The sequence below is a fragment of the Flavobacterium paronense genome (assembly GCF_030409795.1).
Taxonomy (GTDB): Bacteria; Bacteroidota; Bacteroidia; order Flavobacteriales; family Flavobacteriaceae; genus Flavobacterium; species Flavobacterium paronense.
Genome location: NZ_JAUFQN010000019.1, coordinates 2,493,868 through 2,520,086, shown reverse-complemented (window position 1 = coordinate 2,520,086; position 26,219 = coordinate 2,493,868). Strand labels below are relative to the sequence as shown.

Genomic DNA, 26,219 nt, shown 5'->3' with positions numbered 1-26,219 from the left:
TGAATAATTATTCATTGTCAATTATCAATTGTTAATTATAATGTATTTACGTTGTTCAAATCAGCAAATGCTTCCTCTAATCTTTTGTTGAAAGTCATTTCACCTTCACGTATCCATTTTCTTGGATCATAGTGTTTTTTGTTTGGAGAATCTGCTCCGTCGGGACTTCCAATTTGAGTTCTTAAATACTCAATATTATTCACCATATAATCACGGATACCTTCAGTGTAGGCAAACTGTAAATCAGTGTCGATATTCATTTTGACAACACCATATCCAATAGCTTCTCTGATTTCTTCAAGCGTTGAACCTGAACCACCATGAAACACAAAGTCAACAGGATTGTGACCTGTGTTGAATTTATTTTGAACATAATCTTGAGAATTTTTCAAGATTTTTGGAGTTAATTTTACATTTCCTGGTTTGTAAACGCCATGAACGTTTCCGAAAGAGGCTGCGATAGTAAATCTTGGGCTCACTTTTAAAAGCTCTTCATAAGCATAGGATACTTCAGAAGGTTGTGTGTATAATTTTGAGCTATCCACATCTGAATTGTCAACACCATCTTCTTCACCACCTGTAATTCCTAATTCGATTTCTAATGTCATTCCCATTTTGCTCATTCTAGCCAAATAGGTTTTACAAATTTCAATGTTCTCATGAATTGGTTCTTCTGATAAATCAATCATGTGTGAAGAAAATAATGGTTTTCCAGTTTCAGCGAAATGTTTTTCAGAAGCATCTAATAAACCATCAATCCAAGGTAGTAGTTTTTTAGCACAATGGTCAGTATGAAGAATTACAGTTGCGCCATAAGCTTCAGCCAAAGTATGAATGTGTTTTGCACCTGCAATACCACCAGCAATGGCCGATTTTTCACCAGCATTTGAAAGTCCTTTTCCAGCATTAAATTGTGCGCCACCATTTGAAAACTGAATAATAACCGGAGCGTTTAATTTAGCTGCAGTTTCTATAACGCCATTTATAGTGCTTGAACCAATTACGTTTACTGCAGGAAGTGCAAATCCTTTTTCTTTAGCATAAGCAAAAATTGCTTGAACTTCATCTCCAGTTGCTACTCCTGGTTTAATATTATGAGCCATTGTATGTGTTGTTTTAAAGTTAAGTTTACAAAAATAATAATTTCTATTTTTAGAAAGGATAATTAATTCCAATATTTATAACCGATTTGTTAAATCGCATTTCTTTAAACCATTTTTCGTTTTCCATGTTAGCTGGATTGTAGGTTTTGAATCCTAAATCAAGTCGGATTACAAAGAAACTAAAGTCATATCTAAAGCCAAATCCGGAACCAACAGCAATATTCTCCAGAGATTTCAAGCCCGAAAAAACAGCATCTGGATTTACAGCAATATCACTGACATTCCATATATTACCAGCATCAATAAAAAGAGCACTATTCAACTGTTTGAAAATATTAAAACGAAATTCTGTGCTAAAAAGCAGTTTTAAATTGGCCTCGTTAAAATCATTAACCGAAACCGTTTTCCCCGGCCCTAAACTATAGGATTGCCAAGCTCGAATATCGTTAGTTCCACCAGCAAAATAACTGCGGGAAAAAGGAACACTTTTCGAGTTGCCATAAGGAATCGCTACACCACAAAATGCTTTGGCTGCTAATACTTTTTTGCGTCGTAAATCCCAGTGTTTAATATACTCAAACTCGGTTTTAATATATTGTGAAAAGGCTACACCAAAAGCTGTTTTAGAACCGTCTTGGGTTTGTTTAGAAGCTCCGGCTATTAGAGACATTAAGTTTCCGGCTGATTCAACCTTTGCTTTGATAGCATAAAAAGTGTTGTCTGTTAAATCTTTTTGTGAAGTTTTTGAAAAGGCAATAGTTGATGCAACAATCAAATTGTCTTCGGTCAATCTTGTTTTTTGTTCGTCTATACTTCTTATTGTTTTTAAATCGGCTGTGGTTGGAAAAACAACAGGATTTGTTCCTAAAACATCATTTAAAAAAGCATTAGTGCCAGAGTCAATATCCAGTTTTCCAGTGAGTGGATTTATATAGCTCGAATTTAGATTATAAATATCTGCTAAAGCATTTAATGCATTAAAGGAAGATTTATAAACATTAAAATAATTGCCTGGATTTATATTTTTTACAAACTGAATATTTATCAAATCAAAACGGAAGGTTGTGTTTTTCTTCGGTGTCCAATTGTAAACGAGCGAACTGGTAAAATTTTGTTTGTCTAATCCGATGTTGGTTTGCTTAGAATAACCCACACTAATTGTAGTATAAGGAATCATGGTTTTTGGAATAATTTTGTCTGTTTTAAAAGGCAAAAATAATCTTGGAAAATTTAATTTGGCATCGGCCCCAATTTCCGAAATGTTGAAAAAGTTATTATTCGGATTGGCAAAATCTTTTGAAGCTCCAATACTTCCTCTAGCACCTATTTCAAATGTTTCGGCACCATTAAATACGTTTCGAATACTCAAAAATGTATTTCCGGATATTCCGAAATCCTGAATGTTAGAATGGATAAAATCGTTAGAATACCCAAACGTATATTTTTTTCTTGGTGTTAAATAAATATTCGCAATCAATCCATTTTTTTGTTTTTTATCCTCTATATATTGAATCAAAGGATAATTGAAAACTTTAAGATTACTCAAATATTTAGATGTCAATGTTGTTTTACTATCTGAAAAATAATTGCCTTTGGTCACAAAAATTCCATCTGTAATTGCTTTTGGGCGGTATTTTAATTTGTTGACACTATATAAAGTGAAGTCTTTATAAACAGTACTGTCTTTTATTGGAAGATTTTGATTGGAAGGACTATGGTCAGTGTAGATGTTAACTTTACTTATTTTATATAATTCAAAAGGAACGCTGTACAAACTATCTTCGACTCTAATAGATTCTTTTTCAATAATTAAATCAACATTAGCAAGATGCTTTTGGGTTAAAGTATCAACGACATAGCTTACATAGTTTTGTTGAAATCGAAAGGCTCCATTGTTTCTAAAATCTTCTGTAATTCTCGCTTTTTCAGAATCAAAATTTGAATATTCAAGACGTTTGCCCGATTTTATAAATGAATTTCTTTTTCGCAATTGATAAATAGAATCTAAAGGTAAACTCAAGATGTTACTATTGATACTGTCAATTATATATGGATTTCCTTTTACTATGTCATATCGTAGTTTTACTTTTTTTGGACCTATACTGTCAATTTTGTAATTAGTAGTTGCATCAAAATAACCACGAGTAAAAAAATAAGATTTTAATCGTCTCAATGATTTTTTAGTGCTTATAGTATCTAAAATTACTGGCGCTTCGCCTGTTTTTCTCAAGAAATTATGAATGCCGGCATACCAAAAAGATTCGCCTAATCTTTTGACTTGTTTTTTGGAAAGCCATTTAGCTTTTCGATTATATTTTTTGGGATTTTTGGCAAACTTGGCTCTATAAATCGAGTCGGTTTTTTGTTTAGCTAAATTGTAAATATTCAATCGCAGACGATAGCCAAGAATAGAACTATTTTGTTTTTGGTACAACTGATTGAAAACATCTTCAACGTTGTTTTTTTTACCGTCGACAAAAATGTTGTTTTTGGTTAGAAGACTTTTACCTTCAGGAACTCTTTTTGTGGTGTTGCAACCAAAGATAATTAGCCCAATTAGAATAAATAATGATATTTTTGTGATACTATTTTTCAAGTGTTGCGAAATATTTAATTCAAAAATACATTATTTTATGGTTAGTAAAAACCAAATAAAATTAATTACAAGTCTTCAACATAAAAAATATAGAATCGAGAATCAATTGTTTATTGCCGAAGGTGTAAAGGTAATTCAAGAATTGTTAGCATCAAATTTTGTGCTCGAACATTTATTCGAAACTGAAGCTATTTTTGAAGAAGTACCTATTTCTCAAAAAACAGCAATAAAAGAAGCGGATATGAAGCGAATTACCGCTTTGAGTTCGGCAAGTTCCTGTTTGGCGATTTTTAAAATCCCGCAAGCGACCAAAACAGATACGAAAGGATTAATTGTCGCTTTGGATGATATTCGCGATCCTGGAAATTTAGGCACAATAATCAGGCTTTGCGATTGGTTTGGTGTGAAGCAATTGTTATGTTCTCACGAAACTGTTGATGTTTATAATCCAAAAGTAATTCAGGCAACAATGGGTTCCATTACTAGAGTTAAGATAAATTATGTTGATTTAAATGCGTATGTTTTAGAAAGTTCACTTCCTGTTTTTGGCACTTTTATGGATGGCAAAAACCTTTATAAAGAAGTCTTACCTAAAGAAGCCATTTTAATTCTCGGAAACGAAGCCAACGGAATTTCGGCAAGTTTAGAAAAATGCATAAAAAACAGAATTGCTATTCCAAGATTTGGTGACATGCAAAAAACGGAAAGTTTAAATGTAGCAACCGCAACCGCGATTTTCCTGAGTGAGTTTAGAAGAGAATCTTAATGGAAAGTAAAATTGATTAACAACGCACGTGTTTTCATCGATTGGATATTTCCTGTCCACGGACTATTTGGATCGGTATCGCGAATTAATTCATCTTTCAATCCAAAGACGCCACGAATAGAAGGCGAGAATTTGAAATATTCAAAATACAAATCAACACCAAAGCCCAAAGTGTAGTTTTGTGTCCATGGTTTTACTCTAAATCTTTGCTCTAAATTATCATCTTTAGATTTAGAATTGCTCGAAAGATTTAGCGTTGAAGATAATCCGCCAAGAAGATAAGGTCTAACATTTCCGGTTCTCAATGAAGAGAATTTTAACATCAAAGGAAAATCAATGTATGTCGCTTTTACTTCTCTGACACCGTCTCTATCATTGGTAAATTGTGAATAGGTGAGCGTTCTGCTGGCATAATATAAACCGGGTTCAAATCGCAACTCTACATATTCGTGTAGGCGAAGCACGCCAACCAATCCAACATTAAATCCAGAATGACCTTTAACATCAATAAGTTTGCCGGGTAATGGATTTGTTTTAAAATCGGTTTTAAAATCAAAACTACTAAAACCCAAAAAGTAACCCCAATAAATACGTTGTTTGTCAAAATTCTCCAAATTAATTATAGGATCTTTTGTAAACATACTTTTACCCAATTGAGCATGGGCATATGTAGAAAGTAGAAGAAATAGAACTACTATTTTTTTCATATCATTACTAAAAAGTCAATTTCATTTTTTGGTTGCTGTGTATATTGTAGCAACACCAAACGTTTGTGGCATAGCTTTACATTCTATAAACGAAATTTTACGTAATATATTGTTTAAAGTTTCTCCGAAAGGGAAATTTGCCGCCGATTCAGATAAATAACCATAAGCATTATTGTCTTTCGAGAAAATTTTTCCAATAATAGGTAAAATAAATTTAGTGTAAAATGAATAGCCTTGTTTAAATGGAAATTTAGTCGGAACCGAAGTTTCTAGTATCACAAAAATACCGTTTGGTTTTAAAACCCTGTAAATTTCGGCTAAGCCTTTTTCCAAAGTTTCAAAATTTCTGATGCCAAAAGATACGGTAATTGCATCAAAATAATTATCAGGATAAGGCATGCTTTCGCTATCGCCCAAAACCATTTCTATTTTATCAGATAATTTTTTTGCTTCAATTTTTTGCTTCCCAACTTCAAGCATTCCGGCTGAAATATCAAGGCCGATAATCTTTTTGGCAGAAGTATTTGACATCATAATGACCAAATCTCCTGTGCCAGTAGCAATATCAAGAATAGTTTCCGGATTTTTTTCAGCCACTAAAGCGACTACTTTTTTTCGCCATTTCATATCAATACCAAGCGATATAACTCTGTTTAAGCCATCATAGTTTCCAGAAATGTTGTCGAACATTTGAGCAACCTGCTCTTTTTTGCCCAAAGACGAATCTTTATAGGGCGTGATAATCTTTGACATGCTTTATTTTTTGGCAAATATAAGCCAATATTTTAATTTGAAGAGTTCTCTAAATTTACTTTCTTATGTACGTTTGAAAGCTAAAGTCAAATTGGTGTTTTTCGTCTTTTGTATGAAATTCTGTTGCTGTTAATTCCCATTTATTCAAATCAATTTCAGGGAAAAACGTATCGGCATCAAAAGCGTTATGCACTCTGGTGATGTCCAGTTTGTCAGCAATTTCGATGGATTGGTTGTAAATTTCACCACCGCCAATAATGAATAGTTCTTCATCTTTTGGACAAATAGCAATTGCTTTTCCCAACGAATCAACGACGATGCAGTTTTCAGAAGTGTACTTTTTTTGACGCGTAATAATAACATGCGTTCTGTTGGGCAAAGGCTTCGGGAAACTTTCAAAAGTTTTTCTCCCCATTATAATATAATTCCCGGAAGTTCTATTTTTAAATCGTTTGAAATCATCTGGCAAATGCCATAGCAGTTGGTTGTTTTTACCAAGCGCATTGTTTTCGGCAACAGCAGCAATAAGTGTAATCATTCGGCTGATGGTTTTGAATTCTCCAAATCGTTTTTTAGTTTTTCTATTTTGTTGGCTTGTCTTAGCATTAACTTATCAATTTGTTCTCTTTCCCAATGCTTATTCATAAAGTTATTAATCACAAAAACCTTGATAACATGGAGAATAAAGAGGAAAACCCAAACTGTAACGGCCCATGTCCACCAGGTTTTTTCAGGATATAATCCTAGCCATTTATTGGCAATAAATAAAAAAAAACTACCTAGGCAAATAACAACAAAATGATAAAACAAGCCTTTTTTTTGCTTGATTCTATCTCTTGCATATTCATATAATTCGTGTTGTTCTGCTTCCATAAGATGAAATTTGTGCCTTAAAGGTAGATTATATTTTTAAAATGAAGAAATCTCATTTTATGATATTGCAGTAAGAAAACGTTTTCTTAATCACAGATGCAAAATTATATTCGCTTATAATTATACATCTTCTTTAAAATTAGCTTAGATTTTAGCAATATCCTAAAAATGATTTGGCGTGTAAAACATAAAAAAAAATGTCTTTACTTTGTCTCAGTAATCTATAAATGAATTAGTTATGGCTATTAAAAAACAAGTTATAAAAACAAAACCGGTTGTTAAAGTTACCTTTTCAATCGAAGCAAAAGAGGCAAATACAGCTTCAGTAGTTGGTGATTTCAATAATTGGAATCCTGCAGAAGGTGAATTATCAAAATTAAAAACAGGAACTTTCAAAGCTACTTTTGATTTACCAAAAGACAATTCTTTTGAATTCAAATATTTAGTTGATGGTTCATATGTAAACGATCCAGAAGCAGATAGTTATGCTTATAACGAATTTGCTGGTGCAGAAAATAGTGTGTTAGCACTATAAACTTTGGTTTAGGTTTATTGGTTAAAAATCCGTTTCGGTTTCGAAGCGGATTTTTTTATTGTGGCGATTGAATGGATATTGGTATTGTAAATGAAAACCGTGACTTGATACCTCTATAGGTTCCGCTTTCCCATTCTGGATAATTGGATATGAGCCTGATTGCTTCTTCATCTAAATCAGGATCTGCAGTTCTTAAGACTTTAAAATCGGATGCTTTACCATCTTTTTCTATATAAAATAGCAATACAACTTTTCCGTATCTGCCTTCAGTTTGTTTGGTAAAATTAAAGTTCTTTCCAATATATTTATAGAAATGTTCAATTCCTTTTCTGGGTCTAGGCTTTGTATAAATCTTTTCGTAATGATGCGGAACATTTATGGAGTCTGTACTAATCCCAGAAACCAAAATACCGTTATTATAATTTTCAATAAACTGCAGTTTACTTTTTTTGTCTTCGCCTTTCCATTCGCCTGTTTTTAGGCCGTTGCTTACTTTTCCTGCTGCAAAAAATGAATCATCGGATTCTTCATAATCTCCATTCCCATCAATGACTTTTTGTTGACCTTCTTTATCCCAATATTGATTTAATACTAAAATGGAGGGCTCAAACTTATCGCTGGATAAGATGTACTCACCAACAGATTTTTTATTCCCGTTTTCGTACCATTCGAATTCTTTGCCGGTCAATTTGTTTTCTTGGTAGTTTGCAACCGTTTTTCTCTTTCCATTTTTATAGTAAAATACAAATAAGCCTTCTTTAATTATTCTGTCAACAGATGAAGTGGAGCCTCTCATCTGTAAAGTATCATTTTCATAATAATCTAAAACCTCATGTAAAGGTTGGTCTGCATAATAATCTTTTATGATTCTGTAGTATTTGAAATTTACTTCTTCAGTTTCATTCCATAATGAATCCAAATAAAACATCCTACTGGCAGGTTTTTGAGCTAATAGTAAATTAGAAGATAAGATAAAAAAAAGTAAAATAAATTTGACTTTCATAGATGAGTTTTAAACCGCCACAACTCCTTTAATATGCGGATGAGGTTCGTAACCTTCTAATGTGAAATCGTCAAAAGTAAAGTCGAAGATGTTTTTTACTTCTGGATTTAAAATCATTTTGGGTAATGCTTTTGGCTCGCGCGATAATTGTAATTCTAGTTGCTCAAAATGGTTGTTATAAATATGTGCATCACCAAAAGTGTGTATGAATTCACCAACCTGCAAGTCGCAAACTTGTGCAATCATCATCGTAAACAATGCATAAGACGCAATGTTAAAAGGAACACCAAGAAAAATATCAGCACTTCGTTGGTACAATTGACAAGACAATTTTCCGTCGGCAACATAAAACTGAAAGAACGCATGACATGGAGGCAAAGCGGCTTTTCCTTTGGCTACATTTTCAGAAAAAGATTTTGAAGTATCAGGTAATACAGAAGGATTCCAGGCAGAAACCAGCATACGTCGGCTGTTTGGATTTTTCTTTAAAGTTTCAATTAGTTCAGTGACTTGGTCAATTTCTTCGCTGTTCCAGTTACGCCATTGATGGCCGTAAACCGGACCTAAATCACCCTTTTCATCTGCCCAATCATCCCAAATCTTAACACCATTTTCCCGTAGATAGCTAATGTTAGTATCGCCTTTTAAAAACCAGAGCAATTCATAGATAATCGATTTCAAATGCAGTTTTTTTGTCGTTACCATTGGGAAACCTTCACTCAGATCAAAACGCATCTGGTATCCAAAAACACTTTTGGTTCCGGTTCCGGTTCTGTCTCCTTTTTGGCTACCGTTTTCTAAAACGTGTCGCACTAAATCGTGATACTGCTTCATAGTGTTATTATAAATTATAGATTTTGAATTCTATATTATTAATCATTTAAAATTTATAATTCAAAATTTAAAATAATTCTAGCTTTCTCTCTTCGAAATCTCATCTCTAATCTTGGCTGCCTTTTCGTAATCTTCGTTTTGAACGGCTTTTTCTAACCCTTCATGTAATTCAGAAAGACTCATGCTTTTGTATACATCTGTTGAAGCATTGCCTTCGCTGTCTAATCCAAAAGTTTCCGGATTAGACAGTACACCGTCTTCCTCAGGATTCTGATTTTCTAATTCGGCTGGGTTGTTTAGGTAAATTCCGGCTTTGTCCAAAATGTTTTTATAAGTAAAAATTGGAGCGCTAAAGCGCAATGCTAAAGCAATAGCATCTGAAGTTCGAGCATCAATAATTTCTTCGATTTTATCTCTTTCGCAAATAATACTCGAATAGAAAACACCATCAACTAATTTGTGGATGATTACTTGTTTTACCACAATATCAAATCGGTCAGCAAAACTCTTGAACAAATCATGAGTCAAAGGACGCGGTGGTTTTATTTCTTTTTCGAGAGCAATAGCAATAGATTGTGCTTCGAATGCACCAATAACTATAGGCAATTTTCGTTCGCCATCTACTTCATTTAAAATCAAGGCATACGCACCGTTTTGCGTTTGGCTATAGGAAATTCCTTTTATAGTTAGTTTTACTAAACTCATTATTTGTAAGTATAAAGACCTGATTGTTATTTGTCAAGACTTATATTCATTGTTAGTTAAATATTCCGAAACTTAGGACTGCAAAGTAACAAAAACTTTTTGCTTCTAAAAACGAAAGTATAAAAAAAGAGCCGTCAAAAAAGTTAATTTTCTGACCGCTCTTATTAGAATTAATAAAATGGTGAATTATGTGTTTTGCGCTTTAAAGACTTCTAGTTTTTGTGTTAGTCTTGGAAGAATTTCCAAAGCATCGCCAACGATACCATAATCGGCAACTTTAAAAAATGGAGCGTCAGCATCTGTATTGATAACTACTTTTACTTTAGAAGAATTAATTCCGGCTATGTGTTGAATGGCACCCGAAATTCCAACGGCAACATATAAATTGGACGCTACTGGTTTTCCAGTTTGCCCAACGTGTTCGCTATGAGGTCTCCAGCCTAAGTCAGAAACTGGTTTTGAACAAGCTGTTGCAGCACCAAGTACTGAAGCTAAATCTTCTAATATTCCCCAATTTTCAGGACCTTTTAATCCACGACCTCCGGAAACTACAACATCCGCATCGGCGATGGAAACTTTTCCTGAACTTTTTTCTACTGATTCTACTTTTACATTAAAATCGGCATCATTTAAACTTGGTGAAAAATCTTCTTCAGTTGCTGAAGCAGCGTTTTCAAAAACACCATAAGAATTTTTGGCTAAGCTCAACACTTTTACATCAGTTGCTATTTCTGTGATGTTGAAGGCTTTGTTAGAAAAAGCATTTCTTTTTATCTGAAATGGTGATGTGCTCAATGGCAATCCAACTACGTTCGAAGCAAATCCAGCTTCTAAACCTACAGCAACTGATGGCGCCATATACAAACTATCGGTTGTAGATGACAACAAAATTACTTTGGCACTTTCTTTTTTAGCTGCTTGTTTAACAATATCAGCGTAAGCTTTTGCATTAAAGTTGTTCAATTTATCATTGGACACTTTCAATACTTTGTCAACTCCATATTTTGATAATTCGGAAACATTTCCAGCGTTTACGGTTACTGCTGTAACAGTTGTTCCTAGAGAATTGGCTACTTTTTTAGCATAAGAAGCTAATTCAAAAGCTACTTTTTTAAATTTTCCGTCTGCCGATTCAGCGTATATTAATAATGACATAATTATTTAGGATTAAGGATTTTTAGATTAAGGATTTTTAGAGTAAGGAGTAAGGATTTTAAATCCTAATTCCCAATTCCTAAATCCTAATTATTAAATAACTTTTGCTTCGTTGTGTAATGCATTAATCAAACCGTCTAAATCATCGGCAGCGAATAATTTCACGGCTGACTTTGGAGCTGGTTTTTCAAATTTTACCGCTTTGGTATTGATGTTAGCGGCAACTGGCTCAAGAACGGTTAACACTTTTGTTCTTGCAGTCATAATTCCTCTCATGTTTGGAATACGTAAATCTTTTTCTTCTACTAAACCTTTTTGTCCGCCAATAACTAATGGTAATGAAGCTGAAATAGTTTCTTTACCGCCATCAATTTCTCTGGCAGCTTTTGCTGATGTTCCTTCGATAGCAAGTTCTGTACATGAATTTACAAAGTTATAATCCAATAATGAAGCTAACATTCCCGGAACCATTCCGCCATTGTAATCCAATGATTCTTTACCACAAATGATTAAATCATAACCGCCTGATTTTGCTACTTCGGCTAATTGTTTAGCTACATAAAAACCATCAGTTGGAGCTGCATTTACTCTAATTGCTTCGTTAGCACCAATGGCTAAAGCTTTTCTCAAAGTGGCTTCGGAATCAGCACCACCAACGTTAACAACAGTAACATTTGCTGCTTGTTGCTCTTGAAACCAAATGGCTCTTGTTAATCCAAATTCATCGTTTGGATTGATTACATATTGAACACCATTGGTGTCAAATTCGGTATCACCATTAACAAAATTAATTTTTGAAGTAGTATCAGGAACATGACTGATGCAAACTAATATTTTCATAATTTTTGATTTTTGTTGAAAATTTGAAGCACAAAATTAGAACAATATTTCGAATAATGTACTATGCGCGCATAATATTTTTTCAGTATTACATCGATTTCGTTGTTATTGTTTGAAATGGACAGAAAATTTAACATTTGTAGAATTCCAATACCGGAAAAAAACTATTTTACAATTAAAATTGGTTCTGCCTGAAATGAATTAAGTATCATTTATCCTTTTAATGTTTACTTTTAAAAAATCTATAAATTGAAACGAAACAACGAGAGATTCAATCGAAAATAAGTAACTTTAAACCATCAAATAATTTAAAAGATGTCAAAAATCATAACCATAACTTTAAACCCATCAATTGATAAAAGCATTTCCGTTCCAAACTTAATTGCAGATCAAAAAATAAAATGTAATGCGGTGACATTTGAACCTGGCGGTGGCGGTATTAATATTTCAAGAGCTTTACAGCGCTTAGGAGGAAAATCGGAAGCTTTCTTTTTTGCAGGCGGTAATTTTGGCAATTTTTTTATTGAACTGATTAAATCAAAAAAAATAGCTTTCCAGGCATTCAAAATCAAAAAGGAAACCAGAGAATGTATAATTGTTTTTGATGAATCTAATTCAAATCAATACTTACTTGATGTTAAAGGACCGGAGGTTGCCGTTGTTGAATCAAACTCTTTTTTAAAAACGATTAGTAAATTAAAAGAGGTTGATTATTTAGTTGCCAGTGGAAGCCTTCCGCTTGGAGTTCCCAATGATTATTTTGTGCAATTAGCTAAAATTGCTAAAAAAATGGGGGCTAAATTCATTCTCGACACTTCGGGAGAGCCTTTAAAATTAGCTTTGAATGAAGGTGTTTATCTTATCAAACCCAATGTTAAAGAAATGGGATTGCTCTTTGGTATAGAAAAAATGGATTTGGCTCTTGCCAAAGAAAAAGCTATTGAACTGGTCCAATCCAAAAAATGTGAGATTGTGGTTGTTTCCTTAGGGGCAGATGGCGCATTAGTTGTAACCAAAGATTTTGCCGAGCATTTTCCGGCACCTAAAGTAAAAAAAATAAGCACCGTTGGAGCCGGAGACAGTATGGTTGCCGGAATAGTTTTAAAACTTTCAAAAGGGAAATCCATTCAGGAAGCCATCAAATATGGTCTGGCCTCCGGTAGTGCGACCACTATGAATCCGGGAGGTGTTTTGTGCACCAAAGAAGATGCAGATAGGTTGTATTTAATAAATGAAGCTTCTAAATAATAGAAAAGCTTTTCCTTTATCCAACATCGTCATCAAATGAGTAAGTTTTATACCATCACAAAGAAACTCAGGAGGAGTTTACATCGTTTGCGTTAATAACAAACTACAAATTATTCTAAAAAAATACTTTTGTCATTTTTAATTTTTACTTTTGCTATCCAAAATTGACAATAAGAAATTCATATATGAGAACGATACAATTTAGAGAAGCGATTTGTGAAGCAATGAGTGAAGAGATGCGTCGCGATGAAACGATATATTTAATGGGTGAAGAAGTAGCTGAGTATAATGGTGCTTACAAAGCTTCAAAAGGAATGCTTGATGAGTTTGGACCAAAAAGAGTAATCGATACTCCAATCGCCGAGCTTGGTTTTGCCGGAATTGCAGTGGGTTCAACCATGAACGGTTGTCGCCCGATTGTAGAATATATGACTTTCAATTTTGCATTGGTTGGTATTGACCAGATTATAAACAACGCTGCCAAAATGCGTCAAATGTCAGCCGGACAGTTTCCGATGCCGATGGTTTTTCGTGGACCAACAGCTTCCGCCGGACAATTAGGAGCAACACACTCACAAGCGTTTGAAAATTGGTTTGCCAATACACCAGGTTTAAAAGTGGTGGTGCCATCAACAGTTTATGATGCTAAAGGGTTATTGAAAGCTGCCATTCGTGATAACGATCCGGTTATTTTCATGGAATCAGAGCAAATGTATGGTGACAAAGGTGAAGTGCCGGAAGGAGAATATACCATTCCGCTTGGCGTTGCAGATATAAAAAGAGAAGGTACCGATGTAACGATTGTTTCTTTTGGGAAAATCATCAAAGAAGCTTTCATCGCCGCAGATGAATTAGCTAAAGAAGGAATCTCTTGCGAAATCATCGATTTAAGAACCGTGCGCCCAATGGATTATGATGCGATAATCACTTCGGTTAAAAAAACAAACAGATTAGTAGTTTTAGAAGAAGCTTGGCCATTTGCCAGTGTGGCTTCTGAAATTACGTATATGGTTCAGGAACGCGCTTTTGATTATTTAGATGCGCCAATTCAAAGAATCACTACTGCTGATACACCTGCGCCATATTCGCCAACGCTTTTAAAAGAATGGTTGCCTAATGCAGCAGATGTAGTTAAAGCTGTCAAAAAAGTAACTTATAAATAGATTGTTAGACAGTTAGATTTTTAGATTGTTAGAAGAAATTAATCAAAAAATCCAGTAATCCAATTATCAAAACACCTATATTTGAAACTTCATCAGAATGATTTTGATGAAGTTTTTTTTTGCCATGAAAAAATTATTTATTCAATTTATTGTTTTTTTGGCTTTTGCCAATGTTGCTATAGCTCAAACCAAAGTGAGCGGTGTTGTAGTTGATAATACCAATCAGCCAATTCCTTTTGCTAATCTTGTTTTTAAAGGTTCTAATACCGGAGTGGTTTCTAATGAAGACGGAAGGTTTTACATTGAATCTCCCGAAAATTATACTGCATTATTGGTTTCGTTTGTTGGATTTCCCACACAGGAAGTTAAATTGACAAAGCAGGTTAGCTACGATTTCAAAATAGTTTTAAAAGAAGGAAACAGTTTGAAGGAAGTTAAAATTTATGCCGGAAAAACATCCAAAAAAAATAATCCTGCCTTAGACATTCTCAGAAAAATATGGGAACGAAGAAGAAAGAATGGACTTAAAATGTTCAAGCAATACCAATACGAAAAATACGAAAAAGTAGAATTTGATATGAACACCATAGATAGTGCTTTTATGAAAAGTAAAATTTTCAAAGGCATGGAGTTCGTTTTCAAAAATATTGATACGTCCAGAGTTACCGGAAAAACCTATTTACCCATATTCATCAACGAATCGTTGTCTGATGTTTATGGTGATAATCAGGCCAAAAAAGTCAAGGAAATTCTAAAAGCAAACAAAAATTCCGGATTAGGAAATGGCGATGGTGTGAATACTTTCATCAAAGATTTATACAACGATTTTGATATCTATGACAACTACTTATACTTTTTTGATAAGAGTTTCACAAGTCCGTTATCGCGAACCGGAATAGATGTTTATAATTATGTTTTGTCAGACACAGCCGTTATTGATAATAAAGTATGTTACAACATTGTATTTTATCCAAGACGTAAAAATGAACTAACTTTTAAAGGTGATTTTTGGGTAAATGACACCACTTTTGCCATCAAAAAAATAAATATGGCTATTACCAAAAGCGCCAATATCAACTGGGTCAAAGACATTTATTTAGAGCAGGAATTTGAAGTGTTGAACGATTCCGTTTTCTTGCCAACTCGAGATTATATGATGTCTGACTTTGCCCTTAGAAAAAAAGAAGAGTCAAAAGGGGTTTACGGAAAAAGAACCACACTTTACAAAAGCTTCAAATTTGATGATAAGAAACCGGACAAATTTTATAAAGACGAAGTTAATTTTATAGACAACACCGTTTATAATAAATCCGATGATTATTGGGAAGAAAACCGGTTTGAAAATCTGAATAAAGACGAGAAAAAAATCTATAAAATGATTGACACGTTGAAAACAGTGAAGCGTTTCAAACAAATCTATAATTTGGTTTCTATTTTAGGAAGCGGTTATATACAATTTGGGCATTTTGATTATGGTCCAATTTTTTCAACCATCGGAAACAATGAAGTGGAAGGATTGCGTTTGAGAGCAGGTGGTAGAACTTATTTTGGGCCAAATGATTTATGGCGATTACAAGGATACACGGCCTATGGTTTCAAAGACAACAAATTTAAATATGGCGCTTCTGGTAAATGGATGATTGATAAGAAAAACCGAATCATAATTTCAGGCGGAAACAGGCGGGATGTGGAACAAATTGGCGCTAGTTTGACAACAACTAATGACGTTTTAGGCAGAAGCTTTGCGTCATCTGCACTTTTTACTTCTGGGTCAAATGGGAAACTTACCAACATCAATTTAAGTACACTTGCAGCCGAAATTGAACCCGTGAAAAACTTAACGTTTCAACTCGGATTTTCATACCGAACATTAGAATCGGCATCAGATACTTTTAAGTTAGATTATTTCACGGATGCTACTTTAACAACTACCAAAAGCAATGTAACACAATCCGAGCTAAATGTACAGGTTGAATTTACACCAAAGAAAAAAACAATTGGATATGGCGTAGAAAGACGTGATATCGATTCGCCTTATAGCCGCTTTTTTGTGAATTATAGTCAAGGTTTTAAAGGGTTTATCAACAGCGATTTTGATTATCATAAAATACAACTTTATTACAAGCAACCTATTATTATTGGTGCTATTGGTCGTTCTAATTTTACTATGGAATTAGGAAAAACCTATGGCCAAATTCCACTTGGATTAATGAGTGTTGTGCCCGGAAATCAAACATATTTCATAATTGACAATACGTTTAGCAATCTAAATTTCTATGAATTTGTGGCCGATACGTATGCTACTTTTCAATGGGAACATAATTTTAACGGAAAAATATTTGCCAGAATTCCCTATTTAAGAAAGTTAAATCTTAGAGAGATTATCGGAATAAAAAGCGTTTACGGAACAATTTCGGATGAAAACAGAGCCATAAATGCTTCTGGTTTACTTTATCAGTCTCCTGAAAAACCGTATTGGGAATACAGTGCCGGAATCGGAAATATTTTTAAAGTATTCCGCTTGGATTGTGCCTGGAGAGGAAACTACAGAGATTTGCCGGGAACCAACAATTTTACTATTAAAGGGTCGTTCGGATTTTACTTCTAAAATGCAGGAAGCCATTTCATTTTTGGTTAAAAAAGAACCGATTTTTAAAAATTTACAGCAGCAATACAGTACTTTTTTTATTCCGTCAAGGCCATCAGGATTTGTCACGCTTTGCAAATTAATCTTAGAGCAACAGGTTTCTATTGATTCGGCGAAAGCCTGCTTTTTAAAAATAGAAAATCTATTAGGTGAAGTTACTCCTGAAACTATAATTGCCTGTGCTGACGAAGATTTGAAAAGTTGCGGTGTGAGCCGACAAAAAATCCTTTACTTAAAAACTTTGTCGAATGCAGTTTCTGCCGAATTAGATTTAGAAAGCTTTCCCTCAAAAACAGCTGATGAAGTTAGAAATGAGCTTATCCAAATCAAAGGCATCGGACATTGGACTATTGATGTGTACCTGATATTCGCTTTGCAATCGCCCGATATTATTCCGTTAGGCGATATTGCTGTTGTCAATACCATAAAAGAATTGTTTGATGTGCATACCAAAGAAGAAATGATAGCGCTTTCAGAAAATTGGAAGCCTCACAGAACTATGGCCACTTTTATGTTGTGGCATCATTATTTAGAGAAGAGAAATAGAAAGCCTTTTGTTTAATATTACTTGAAAAGTCCGTATCTCAAAATGCAGTAAATGGCATGAAAACCATCTTTCCAGTTAATTTTTTTACCTTCTTCAAAAGTTCTGCCATAGTAACTAATCCCAACTTCATAAATTCTGATTTTTGAAATTCGGGCTACCTTTTGAGTGACTTCAGGTTCAAAACCGAAACGTTTTTCCTTAAGTTTTATCGGTTTTAATACATCGGAACGAAACATTTTATAACACGTTTCCATATCAGTAAGGTTCAAATTGGAAAACATATTACTCAAAAAGGTTAAAAATTTATTTCCGATGCTGTGCCAAAAGAAAAGTATACGATGTGGATTTCCACCCATAAAACGACTTCCGTATACAACATCCGCAACACCGTCAATCATTGGTTTTAAAAGAATGTTGTATTCCTGTGGGTCATATTCTAAATCGGCATCCTGAATCACAATAACGTCTCCAGTAGAAACTTTTATTCCAGTATGAAGTGCTGCTCCTTTTCCTTTGTTTTTATTATGTTGAATAAAAACGATATTCAGGTCAGCATTATTCTCAATGTAATTATACACACTTTCACTTGAATTATCCGTACTGCAATCATTCACAATGATGATTTCTTTTTCAATAGTGTTCAGAAGGGAAACTGCTTTTATTTTATCCAATATTTTATAAATAGTTGGACCTTCATTGAAGCACGGAATGATAATAGACAGTTTTTTGATTTCCATTTAAATGATAAATAGGTCCAAAAATAGTTTTTTTGTTTTAGTAAGCAATAATTTACTTTAAATACATGTATATCAATTGAACTAACATTCATAAATTATATTGTTTTTATTTGTTAAAGTTTTGTTACTTTTGCCACCGATAAAATTTATAACAAAAATTATATTTATGGAATCATACATGATTTATGTGCCAATAGTTATGGCATTAATTGGATTGGCTTTTATGGCAATCAAAAGAAGCTGGGTTTTAAAACAAGACGCTGGCGACGGAAAGATGAAAGAAATTTCAGATTACATCTATGAAGGTGCATTAGCTTTCCTTAAAGCAGAATACAGATTATTAGCCATTTTCGTGGTTATTGCAAGTGTTATTTTAGCCGGTATTACTCAAATTGATGGCGTTAAAACGCATTTGTTAATTGTAGTTGCCTTTATTTTCGGAGCTTTCTTTTCGGCTTTAGCCGGAAATATGGGAATGAAAATCGCAACAAAAACTAACGTAAGAACTACACAAGCAGCTCGTACCAGTTTACCACAAGCGCTAAAAGTTTCTTTTGGTGGTGGAACGGTAATGGGATTAGGAGTTGCCGGTTTAGCTGTTTTAGGTTTGACAGGGTTCTTTATTATATTATTTCAAAAATTCATGGGCGGTGTTTGGACTTCTACAGAAGACATGACCGTGGTATTGGAAACATTGGCTGGTTTCTCTCTTGGAGCTGAATCTATTGCATTGTTTGCCCGTGTTGGTGGTGGTATTTATACCAAAGCTGCTGATGTTGGTGCTGACTTAGTAGGTAAAGTTGAAGCAGGAATCCCGGAAGATGATCCAAGAAACCCTGCTACCATTGCAGATAACGTTGGAGATAACGTAGGTGACGTTGCCGGAATGGGAGCTGACTTATTTGGTTCGTATGTGGCAACCGTTTTAGCAGCTATGGTTTTAGGTAACTATGTTATCAAAGATATGGGCGGTGATATTGCAGATGCTTTCGGTGGAATTGGTCCAATCTTATTGCCAATGTCAATCGCCGGTTTCGGAATTTTATTCTCTATCGTTGGAACTATGTTAGTAAAAATTACTAGCGACGATGCTAAAGAAGCACAAGTTCAAAAAGCATTAAACATAGGAAACTGGGTTTCTATTGCCTTAACGGCTGTAGCTTGTTTCTTCCTAGTTAAATGGATGTTGCCTGCTGAAATGAAAATGTCATTCTTCGGTGAAGGGTTAAGAGACATCTCTTCAATGCGTGTTTTCTACGCTACTTTAATCGGATTATTTGTGGGTGGCGCTATTTCATCTGTGACGGAATATTATACAGGATTAGGTACAAGCCCGGTTTTGAAAATTGTACAAAAATCATCTACTGGAGCAGGAACTAACGTAATCGCTGGTTTAGCTACCGGAATGATTTCTACTTTCCCAACCGTATTATTGTTTGCCGGAGCAATCTGGTCAACATATGCTTTAGCTGGTTTCTACGGAGTAGCTCTTGCTGCTTCTGCTATGATGGCTACAACGGCTATGCAGTTGGCAATCGATGCTTTCGGACCAATCTCTGATAACGCTGGTGGAATTGCTGAAATGAGCGAATTACCAAAAGAAGTTCGTACACGTACAGATATCTTAGATTCAGTTGGTAACACAACAGCTGCAACAGGAAAAGGATTTGCAATCGCTTCTGCTGCTTTAACATCGCTAGCCTTATTTGCTGCTTATGTAACGTTTACAGGAATTGATGGTATCAACATTTTCAAAGCGCCAGTATTGGCTATGTTATTTGTTGGTGGAATGATACCAGTAGTGTTCTCTGCCTTAGCAATGAACTCTGTTGGAAAAGCGGCTATGGACATGGTGTACGAAGTACGTCGTCAGTTCAAAGAAATTCCAGGAATCATGGAAGGAACTGGAAAACCGGAATATGGTAAATGTGTTGAGATTTCAACAAAAGCAGCTTTACGCGAAATGATGTTGCCAGGTATTTTGACTATTGGTTTCCCAATTGCTATCGTATTATTAGGTAAATTAGTTTACGGAGATAACAACCAATTAATCGCTGAAATGTTAGGTGGTTATATGGCCGGAGTTACAGTATCTGGAGTGCTTTGGGCTGTGTTCCAAAACAATGCTGGTGGTGCTTGGGATAATGCTAAAAAATCTTTCGAAGCTGGAGTTATGATTAATGGTGAAATGACATATAAAGGTTCTGATGCTCACAAAGCTGCCGTAACCGGAGATACTGTTGGAGATCCATTTAAAGACACTTCTGGTCCATCAATGAACATCTTAATCAAATTAACTTGTTTGATTGGTTTAGTTATTGCTCCAATCTTAGGTGCAGGTAACGAAGGTGGAACTAAGGAAATGAAATGCACAGTTGAAATGAAATGCGAAGGTGACATGATTGGTAAATGTGATATGAGCAAATGCGCTAATATGACTAAAGAGGAGTGTGCTAAAATGTGTGATTCTTTAGGATGTAATGCAGAACAAAAAGAAGCTTGTCTTTCTCATTATGATGCCAACGGTAACTTCGTTAAGAAAACATCTTGTGTAGATATGAGCGAGAAAAAAGATGATTGTTGTGCAAAAAAAGGAGCAACTGCTCCAGCTACTGCTGCTAAAAATGTAAAAGTGGTCATCACTAATACTAATGGTAAAGCTAAAGCAACCGTTACTACTACTGTTGGTGGTACATCAACCTCTGAAACTTTTGAAGGAACTGAAGCTGAAGTAAAAGCTAAAGTGGAAGCTTTGAAATAATAGTTTTAATTTCAATATAAAAAAAGCCCTGCTATAGCGGGGCTTTTTTTATACCCTTACGGTGGAGAAGTTGTCGAAGCCTTGTCGACAAGTTGTTCAAGCCGCCTCGACAAGATGTCGAAGCCACGTCGACAAAATGTCCAAGCCACGTCGACAAAATGTTGACGCATTGAGATTCTTTTTCTGTTGTTGGTTTTCCGTTGTCGGTTCGTCACTTCAAGTGATTTTTTATGGAATGCAAAGGAATAAAAGAATAGTAACTTTTAACAACTAGTATTATTATGAAATTAGTACAAATAGTCAGACGAAGTGTTACCGCTTCAGTTTTATGAGCTGCAATTCTAATGATGAGAGTTAGCGTCTCAATGTTATGAACTGCCGTTTAAAACTACTCATTGAAAACTCGACTTTCGACTATTACCAAACAAAAAAAGGCTGCCATTCCTGACAACCTTTTTTTACCTATTCTGATTTCAGAATTATTTTTGTTTAATTACCTTAATAATTTTTTCTTTACCATCAGCTGCTACTTTTATAAAATAAGTTGCTTCAGCTAATCTTGACAAATCAATCTGTACTTCTGTTGCATTTGTTTTTTCAGTCATTAAAGTCTGACCTAATAAATTAATCAAAGTTACCTGAGTTATGTTTTTCGAGTACGAAATGTTAACTACAGATGAAGTTGGATTTGGATAGTAATTAAAATGCAAACTATCAAATTCATCATTACCTAATGTAACAGTTACTGTAACAGCAAATGGTTCACTTGAACAAGCCCCAACAACATTAACGGCATAGTATGTTGCTCCAGTTACTAGTACTGTAGAGGAAGGTAATTCGTTTGTTCCTGCTTGTGCATCGGCCAAAGAGCCATACCAAATTACAGTAGTAGGATTTACGACAAGATTAGCTATTGTAGCATCATTTAAATCGGCTACGTCAAAAAATTGCAAAGCATTTCCTGTTGGCGTATTAGCAGAATTTACAGTTAAATTCAAAGTAGCGGTATTACAACCCGTAACTACAGTAACACCCGATTGTGCTGTGGTGTATGTAATTCCGTTTGCTGGCCAAGTATATGAATCGCCATCACAAATAGCAGTAGTTATACTTCCGTTAGTTGTTAAAGGTGTAATTGACAAATTCAAAGTAGCTGTATTACAACCGGTAACTACAGTAACAGTTTGCGCCGTAGTATAAGTAAGTCCGTTTGCTGGCCAAGTATAGGAATCACCATCACAAATAGAAGTAGTAACACTTCCGTTAGTTGTTAAAGGTGTAATTGACAAATTCAAAGTAGCGGTATTACAACCGGTAACTACAGTAACACTGGATTGTGCTGTGGTGTATGTAACTCCGTTTGCTGGCCAAGTATAGGAATCACCATCACAAATAGAAGTAGTAACACTTCCGTTAGTTGTTAAAGGTGTAATTGACAAATTCAAAGTAGCGGTATTACAACCGGTAACTACAGTAACACTGGATTGTGCTGTGGTGTATGTAACTCCGTTTGCAGGCCACGTATAGGAATCGCCATCACAAATAGCAGTAGTTACGCTTCCGTTGGTTGTTAAAGGTGTAATTGACAAATTCAAAGTAGCTGTATTACAACCGGTAGCTACAGTAACACCCGATTGTGCTGTGGTGTAGGTAATTCCGTTTGCTGGCCAAGTATAGGAATCACCATCACAAATAGCAGTAGTTACGCTTCCGTTGGTTGTTAAAGGTGTAATTGACAAATTCAAAGTAGCGGTATTACAACCGGTAACTACAGTAACACCTGATTGTGCCGTAGTATATGTTACTCCGTTTGCAGGCCAAGTGTATGAATCGCCATCACAAATAGCAGTAGTAACGCTTCCGTTAGTTGTTAAAGGCGTAATCGACAAATTCAAAGTAGCGGTATTACAACCGGTAACAACTGTAACTCCTGTTTGGGCTGTGGTGTAAGTAATTCCGTTTGCTGGCCAAGTGTATGAATCGCCATCACAAATAGCAGTAGTAACGCTTCCGTTAGTTGTTAAAGGTGTAATTGACAAATTCAAAGTAGCGGTATTACAACCCGTAATTACAGTAACACCCGATTGTGCAGTAATATAAGTAACTCCGTTTGCAGGCCACGTATAGGAATCGCCATCACAAATAGCAGTAGTAACGCTTCCGTTAGTTGTTAAAGGCGTAATCGACAAGTTCAAAGTAGCTGTATTACAACCGGTAACTACAGTAACAGTTTGCGCCGTAGTATAAGTAAGTCCGTTTGCTGGCCAAGTATAGGAATCACCATCACAAATAGAAGTAGTAACACTTCCGTTAGTTGTTAAAGGTGTAATTGACAAATTCAAAGTAGCTGTATTACAACCGGTAACTACCGTAACAGTTTGCGCCGTAGTATATGTAACTCCGTTTGCTGGCCAAGTGTATGAATCTCCATCACAAATAGAAGTAGTAACACTTCCGTTAGTTGTTAAAGGTGTAATTGACAAATTCAAAGTAGCGGTATTACAACCGGTAACTACCGTAACAGTTTGCGCCGTAGTATATGTAACTCCGTTTGCTGGCCAAGTATAGGAATCACCATCACAAATAGCAGTAGTAACGCTTCCGTTAGTTGTTAAAGGCGTAATCGATAAATTCAAAGTAGCTGTATTACAACCGGTAATTACAGTAACACCTGATTGTGCCGTAGTATATGTTACTCCGTTTGCAGGCCAAGTGTATGAATCCCCATCACAAATGGAAGTAGTAACACTTCCGATAGTTGTTAAAGGCGTAATCGACAAGTTCAAAGTAGCGGTATTACATCCGTTAACTACAGTAACGCCTGATTGTGCCGTAGTATATGTAACTCCGTTTGCTGGCCAAGTATAGGAATCCCCATCACAAATGGAAGTAGTAACACTTCCGATAGTTGTTAAAGGCGTAATCGACAAGTTCAAAGTAGCGGTATTACATCCGTTAACTACAGTAACGCCTGATTGTGCCGTAGTATATGTTACTCCGTTTGCTGGCCAAGTATAGGAATCGCCATCACAAATGGAAGTAGTAACACTTCCGTTAGTTGTCAAAGGATTTACAACAATAGTCAATGAAGTCGTTGTTGCACATTGACTAGCATCTGGTGTAAAAAAATAGGTTGTTGTATCAGTATTATCTAAAGCTGGTGACCAAGTACCAGGAATTCCATTGTTCGATGTTGTCGGTAGTGCTAATAAAGTATCACCATTACAAATATCCGCTACTGCTGTAAAGGTTGGAGTTACTTGAGTTGCTAATGTTTGTAATATCTCCAAACCATAGTTTCCCTGATCACGATTCAAGCCTACATAGCCTTCAACTAAAACATAAACAATATCTTCTGCGGAAACATCTACGTCACTTATTGATGATTGAAAAGTAGAACCACAATCATCATCACTGAATCCAATTTCTGTAGTTCCATCTTCTTTAAATATTCTTAGGATAGTATCAAAATCGGAGTTAGTACAAGTATTTGTGCTTAAAGTTAACGCACATGGACTTAAAGCCACTTTGTACCAAACATCAGGAGAGGTATCTCCAACGGTATCTGTATAGCAATTTATAGCTAAATTATTTCCTGTAGTTGTATAATTTGTTGCTGTTACATCAATCGCAGTTGCCAAAGTATTTCCAGGAGGAGGCAAAGTGTTAATAGTTAAATTTAAGGTTTCGGTACTGCAAGTACTCGGATTGGCAGCAATGCTTAAATTTTTTATGGATACATAATGGTTAGGGACAGTAGTTGTAGAACTGATGACGATGCTACTGATGTAATTAGAATCAAAATAGCCAAAACTATCAGTATCTGTTGTCACTGTTCTACTTTGTACCGTTCCATTTGAATAGTTAACTGTAATATTTCCTGAGATAACAGCATCAGTAAAATCGCTTGTAAAATAATTTCCGGAAACACCATAAACAGGTGGATTAAAAGTAATGGTTAACGGATTGTTTGCATTTCCAGTTCCTAAAAAATCACCACTAGAGTACATCCCTCCTGGAGCTGACATACTCACAGTAACTGGCCCGTATGTTATATTTGTTGGGTTAGTTGCATTTATACCACTTAAAGTATTTGAAATTACTGTTGCATTATAGGACGCAGCATGTTCATTCCATAAAGCCAAATCATCAATTACCTGACTGTCTGGAATAGTCACATAAGTCGAATAACTACCACTTGTTGTATAAGTTGTTCCGGTAACAGGCCAAGTATAGCTATTACATGCAGTCACGTTTGTTGAACTAGATACAATCGGATTAACGGTTATTGTTTTTGTTAGTACAGTGGCACATTGTCCGGTATCCGGAGTAAAAGTGTACGTTGTTGTAGTGGTATTATCCAAAGCTGGTGTCCATACTCCTATAATACCATTATTTGATGTTGTTGGTAATGGAGCCAATGTATCTCCGTCGCAAATAGGATCAATAGCCGTAAATGCTGGTGTAACGGCTTGATTTATGGTTAAGTCTAAGGTATTGGCAGAAGCAGGATTAGTGGCAATACTTATATTTTTTAAGGAAATATATCGGTTAGTATCCGTAGTTGTTAAAACGACACTAGTTAAAGGAGTCGTCGAAAAATAGCCAAAAGTTTCCGTATCAGTAGTTACAGTTCTATCGTCGATTGCGCCATCGGAATAGGTCGCTTTAACGTTCCCATTGACAACATTGTCAGCAATATTAGTAAGAAAATAATTCCCTGCAACACCATATATGGATGGACTAAAAGTCATCGTTATGGTTTCGCCCGGATTGTTTACCCCTACAAAAGTGCCGCTGGAATACATGCCGCTTGGTGCAGACAAAGTTACGCTTGTTGACCCTATAGTTAGGGTAATAGTAGTAGCAGCTGGAATCCCGGACAAACTATTGAAAGCAACGGTCGCTCCATAAGTAGCAGCAGAAGTATCCCATGCCGTTTGATCATTAAAAAGTTGAGTGATTCCTCCTCCATCGGTGTAGATACCACTAATGTTGTATGTTAAGCCATTTACAGGCCAAGTATAACTATTACAAGCTGTTATTACGTCGGTGGCTAATACACTTCGTGTTGAATTACTGTTTCTAGCTATATTTTTAGATGTAACCCTTTTGGAAAAATTAGTATTTTGTGCACCTTTTCCGGTTTTTGATTGTGCAAGGAGTGAAACGTTTATTGTAAGCAGTAGTAAAAACGATACTAAAACGCAATTCTTAATAGAGTAAATTTTCTTCATTTGGTATTT

20 protein-coding genes are annotated in these 26,219 nt (G+C 35.2%); 7 read left to right on the top strand and 13 right to left on the bottom strand.

Features of this window, described 5'->3' with window-relative positions:
• Positions 1 to 35 precede the first annotated feature (35 nt).
• Together fbaA and tamL are read right to left on the bottom strand one after the other, a co-directional pair.
• Entirely contained in the window at positions 36 to 1,103 is a 1,068-nt protein-coding gene (gene fbaA / locus QWY90_RS12190; protein ID WP_290286225.1) for a class II fructose-bisphosphate aldolase, read from the bottom strand.
• A gap of 49 nt (positions 1,104 to 1,152) precedes the next feature.
• Positions 1,153 to 3,699: a translocation and assembly module lipoprotein TamL gene (gene tamL / locus QWY90_RS12185; protein WP_290286224.1), complete on the bottom strand. Its 2,547-nt coding sequence runs from the start codon at positions 3,697 to 3,699 to the stop codon at positions 1,153 to 1,155.
• A 37-nt stretch (positions 3,700 to 3,736) separates the two neighbouring features.
• Here tamL and QWY90_RS12180 point away from each other — a divergent pair, with 37 nt between their 5' ends.
• Entirely contained in the window at positions 3,737 to 4,465 is a 729-nt protein-coding gene (locus QWY90_RS12180) for an RNA methyltransferase (RefSeq protein WP_290286222.1), read from the top strand.
• On the opposite strand, the gene porT is transcribed toward QWY90_RS12180, so the two are convergent.
• The 4 genes from porT to QWY90_RS12160 are packed head-to-tail and all read right to left on the bottom strand — an operon-like array spanning position 4,462 to position 6,798.
• Entirely contained in the window at positions 4,462 to 5,172 is a 711-nt protein-coding gene (gene porT, locus QWY90_RS12175; RefSeq protein ID WP_290286221.1) for a type IX secretion/gliding motility protein PorT/SprT, read from the bottom strand. The genes QWY90_RS12180 and porT overlap by 4 nt on opposite strands.
• Positions 5,173 to 5,193: 21 nt before the next feature.
• Complete coding sequence (gene ubiE, locus QWY90_RS12170; RefSeq protein ID WP_290286220.1) at positions 5,194 to 5,925, bottom strand: bifunctional demethylmenaquinone methyltransferase/2-methoxy-6-polyprenyl-1,4-benzoquinol methylase UbiE; 732 nt, start codon at positions 5,923 to 5,925, stop codon at positions 5,194 to 5,196.
• Positions 5,926 to 5,980: 55 nt separating this feature from the next.
• The gene (locus QWY90_RS12165; protein WP_290286218.1) at positions 5,981 to 6,463 is read right to left on the bottom strand and encodes a dihydrofolate reductase; all 483 of its coding nucleotides are present in this window, start codon (positions 6,461 to 6,463) and stop codon (positions 5,981 to 5,983) included.
• Positions 6,460 to 6,798: a 2TM domain-containing protein gene (locus QWY90_RS12160; protein WP_290286217.1), complete on the bottom strand. Its 339-nt coding sequence runs from the start codon at positions 6,796 to 6,798 to the stop codon at positions 6,460 to 6,462. Before QWY90_RS12160 ends, QWY90_RS12165 begins: the two co-directional genes overlap by 4 nt.
• Before the next feature lie 238 nt (positions 6,799 to 7,036).
• Here QWY90_RS12160 and QWY90_RS12155 point away from each other — a divergent pair, with 238 nt between their 5' ends.
• Complete coding sequence (locus QWY90_RS12155; protein ID WP_290286216.1) at positions 7,037 to 7,333, top strand: isoamylase early set domain-containing protein; 297 nt, start codon at positions 7,037 to 7,039, stop codon at positions 7,331 to 7,333.
• A gap of 55 nt (positions 7,334 to 7,388) precedes the next feature.
• On the opposite strand, the gene QWY90_RS12150 is transcribed toward QWY90_RS12155, so the two are convergent.
• From QWY90_RS12150 to QWY90_RS12130, 5 genes are all read right to left on the bottom strand, one after another.
• Positions 7,389 to 8,336, bottom strand: a complete 948-nt coding sequence (locus QWY90_RS12150; RefSeq protein WP_290286214.1) for an energy transducer TonB — start codon at positions 8,334 to 8,336, stop codon at positions 7,389 to 7,391.
• A gap of 9 nt (positions 8,337 to 8,345) precedes the next feature.
• Positions 8,346 to 9,170: a thymidylate synthase gene (locus tag QWY90_RS12145; RefSeq protein ID WP_290286212.1), complete on the bottom strand. Its 825-nt coding sequence runs from the start codon at positions 9,168 to 9,170 to the stop codon at positions 8,346 to 8,348.
• 78 nt (positions 9,171 to 9,248) lie between these two features.
• Entirely contained in the window at positions 9,249 to 9,875 is a 627-nt protein-coding gene (locus tag QWY90_RS12140) for a bifunctional nuclease family protein (protein ID WP_290286211.1), read from the bottom strand.
• A 186-nt stretch (positions 9,876 to 10,061) separates the two neighbouring features.
• On the bottom strand, positions 10,062 to 11,030 hold the full coding sequence (locus QWY90_RS12135; protein ID WP_290286210.1) for an electron transfer flavoprotein subunit alpha/FixB family protein: 969 nt from the start codon (positions 11,028 to 11,030) through the stop codon (positions 10,062 to 10,064).
• 93 nt (positions 11,031 to 11,123) lie between these two features.
• Positions 11,124 to 11,870 carry an electron transfer flavoprotein subunit beta/FixA family protein gene (locus QWY90_RS12130; RefSeq protein ID WP_290286209.1) on the bottom strand — a complete coding sequence of 249 codons (747 nt, stop codon included), beginning with the start codon at positions 11,868 to 11,870 and terminating at the stop codon, positions 11,124 to 11,126.
• A gap of 315 nt (positions 11,871 to 12,185) precedes the next feature.
• On the opposite strand from QWY90_RS12130, the gene QWY90_RS12125 reads away from it, so the two are divergent.
• The 4 genes from QWY90_RS12125 (at position 12,186) to QWY90_RS12110 (ending at position 17,490) form a co-directional block, all read left to right on the top strand.
• The gene (locus tag QWY90_RS12125) at positions 12,186 to 13,118 is read left to right on the top strand and encodes a 1-phosphofructokinase family hexose kinase (RefSeq protein ID WP_290286208.1); all 933 of its coding nucleotides are present in this window, start codon (positions 12,186 to 12,188) and stop codon (positions 13,116 to 13,118) included.
• Positions 13,119 to 13,303: 185 nt separating this feature from the next.
• Complete coding sequence (locus tag QWY90_RS12120; RefSeq protein ID WP_290286206.1) at positions 13,304 to 14,281, top strand: pyruvate dehydrogenase complex E1 component subunit beta; 978 nt, start codon at positions 13,304 to 13,306, stop codon at positions 14,279 to 14,281.
• Between the two features lie 124 nt (positions 14,282 to 14,405).
• Positions 14,406 to 16,889 carry a DUF5686 and carboxypeptidase-like regulatory domain-containing protein gene (locus tag QWY90_RS12115; protein WP_290286205.1) on the top strand — a complete coding sequence of 828 codons (2,484 nt, stop codon included), beginning with the start codon at positions 14,406 to 14,408 and terminating at the stop codon, positions 16,887 to 16,889.
• Position 16,890: 1 nt separating this feature from the next.
• Complete coding sequence (locus QWY90_RS12110; protein WP_290286204.1) at positions 16,891 to 17,490, top strand: DNA-3-methyladenine glycosylase family protein; 600 nt, start codon at positions 16,891 to 16,893, stop codon at positions 17,488 to 17,490.
• Positions 17,491 to 17,492: 2 nt separating this feature from the next.
• Here the strand turns inward: QWY90_RS12110 and QWY90_RS12105 are convergent, their stop codons facing one another.
• Positions 17,493 to 18,212 (bottom strand): glycosyltransferase family 2 protein, encoded by a 720-nt coding sequence (locus QWY90_RS12105; RefSeq protein ID WP_290286203.1) that lies wholly within the window; start codon positions 18,210 to 18,212, stop codon positions 17,493 to 17,495.
• Between the two features lie 166 nt (positions 18,213 to 18,378).
• Between QWY90_RS12105 and QWY90_RS12100 the strand changes: the two genes are divergently transcribed.
• Complete coding sequence (locus QWY90_RS12100; RefSeq protein WP_290286202.1) at positions 18,379 to 20,973, top strand: sodium-translocating pyrophosphatase; 2,595 nt, start codon at positions 18,379 to 18,381, stop codon at positions 20,971 to 20,973.
• Positions 20,974 to 21,452: 479 nt separating this feature from the next.
• On the opposite strand, the gene QWY90_RS12095 is transcribed toward QWY90_RS12100, so the two are convergent.
• Entirely contained in the window at positions 21,453 to 26,210 is a 4,758-nt protein-coding gene (locus tag QWY90_RS12095; RefSeq protein WP_290286200.1) for a beta strand repeat-containing protein, read from the bottom strand.
• Between the last annotated feature and the right edge of the window lie 9 nt (positions 26,211 to 26,219).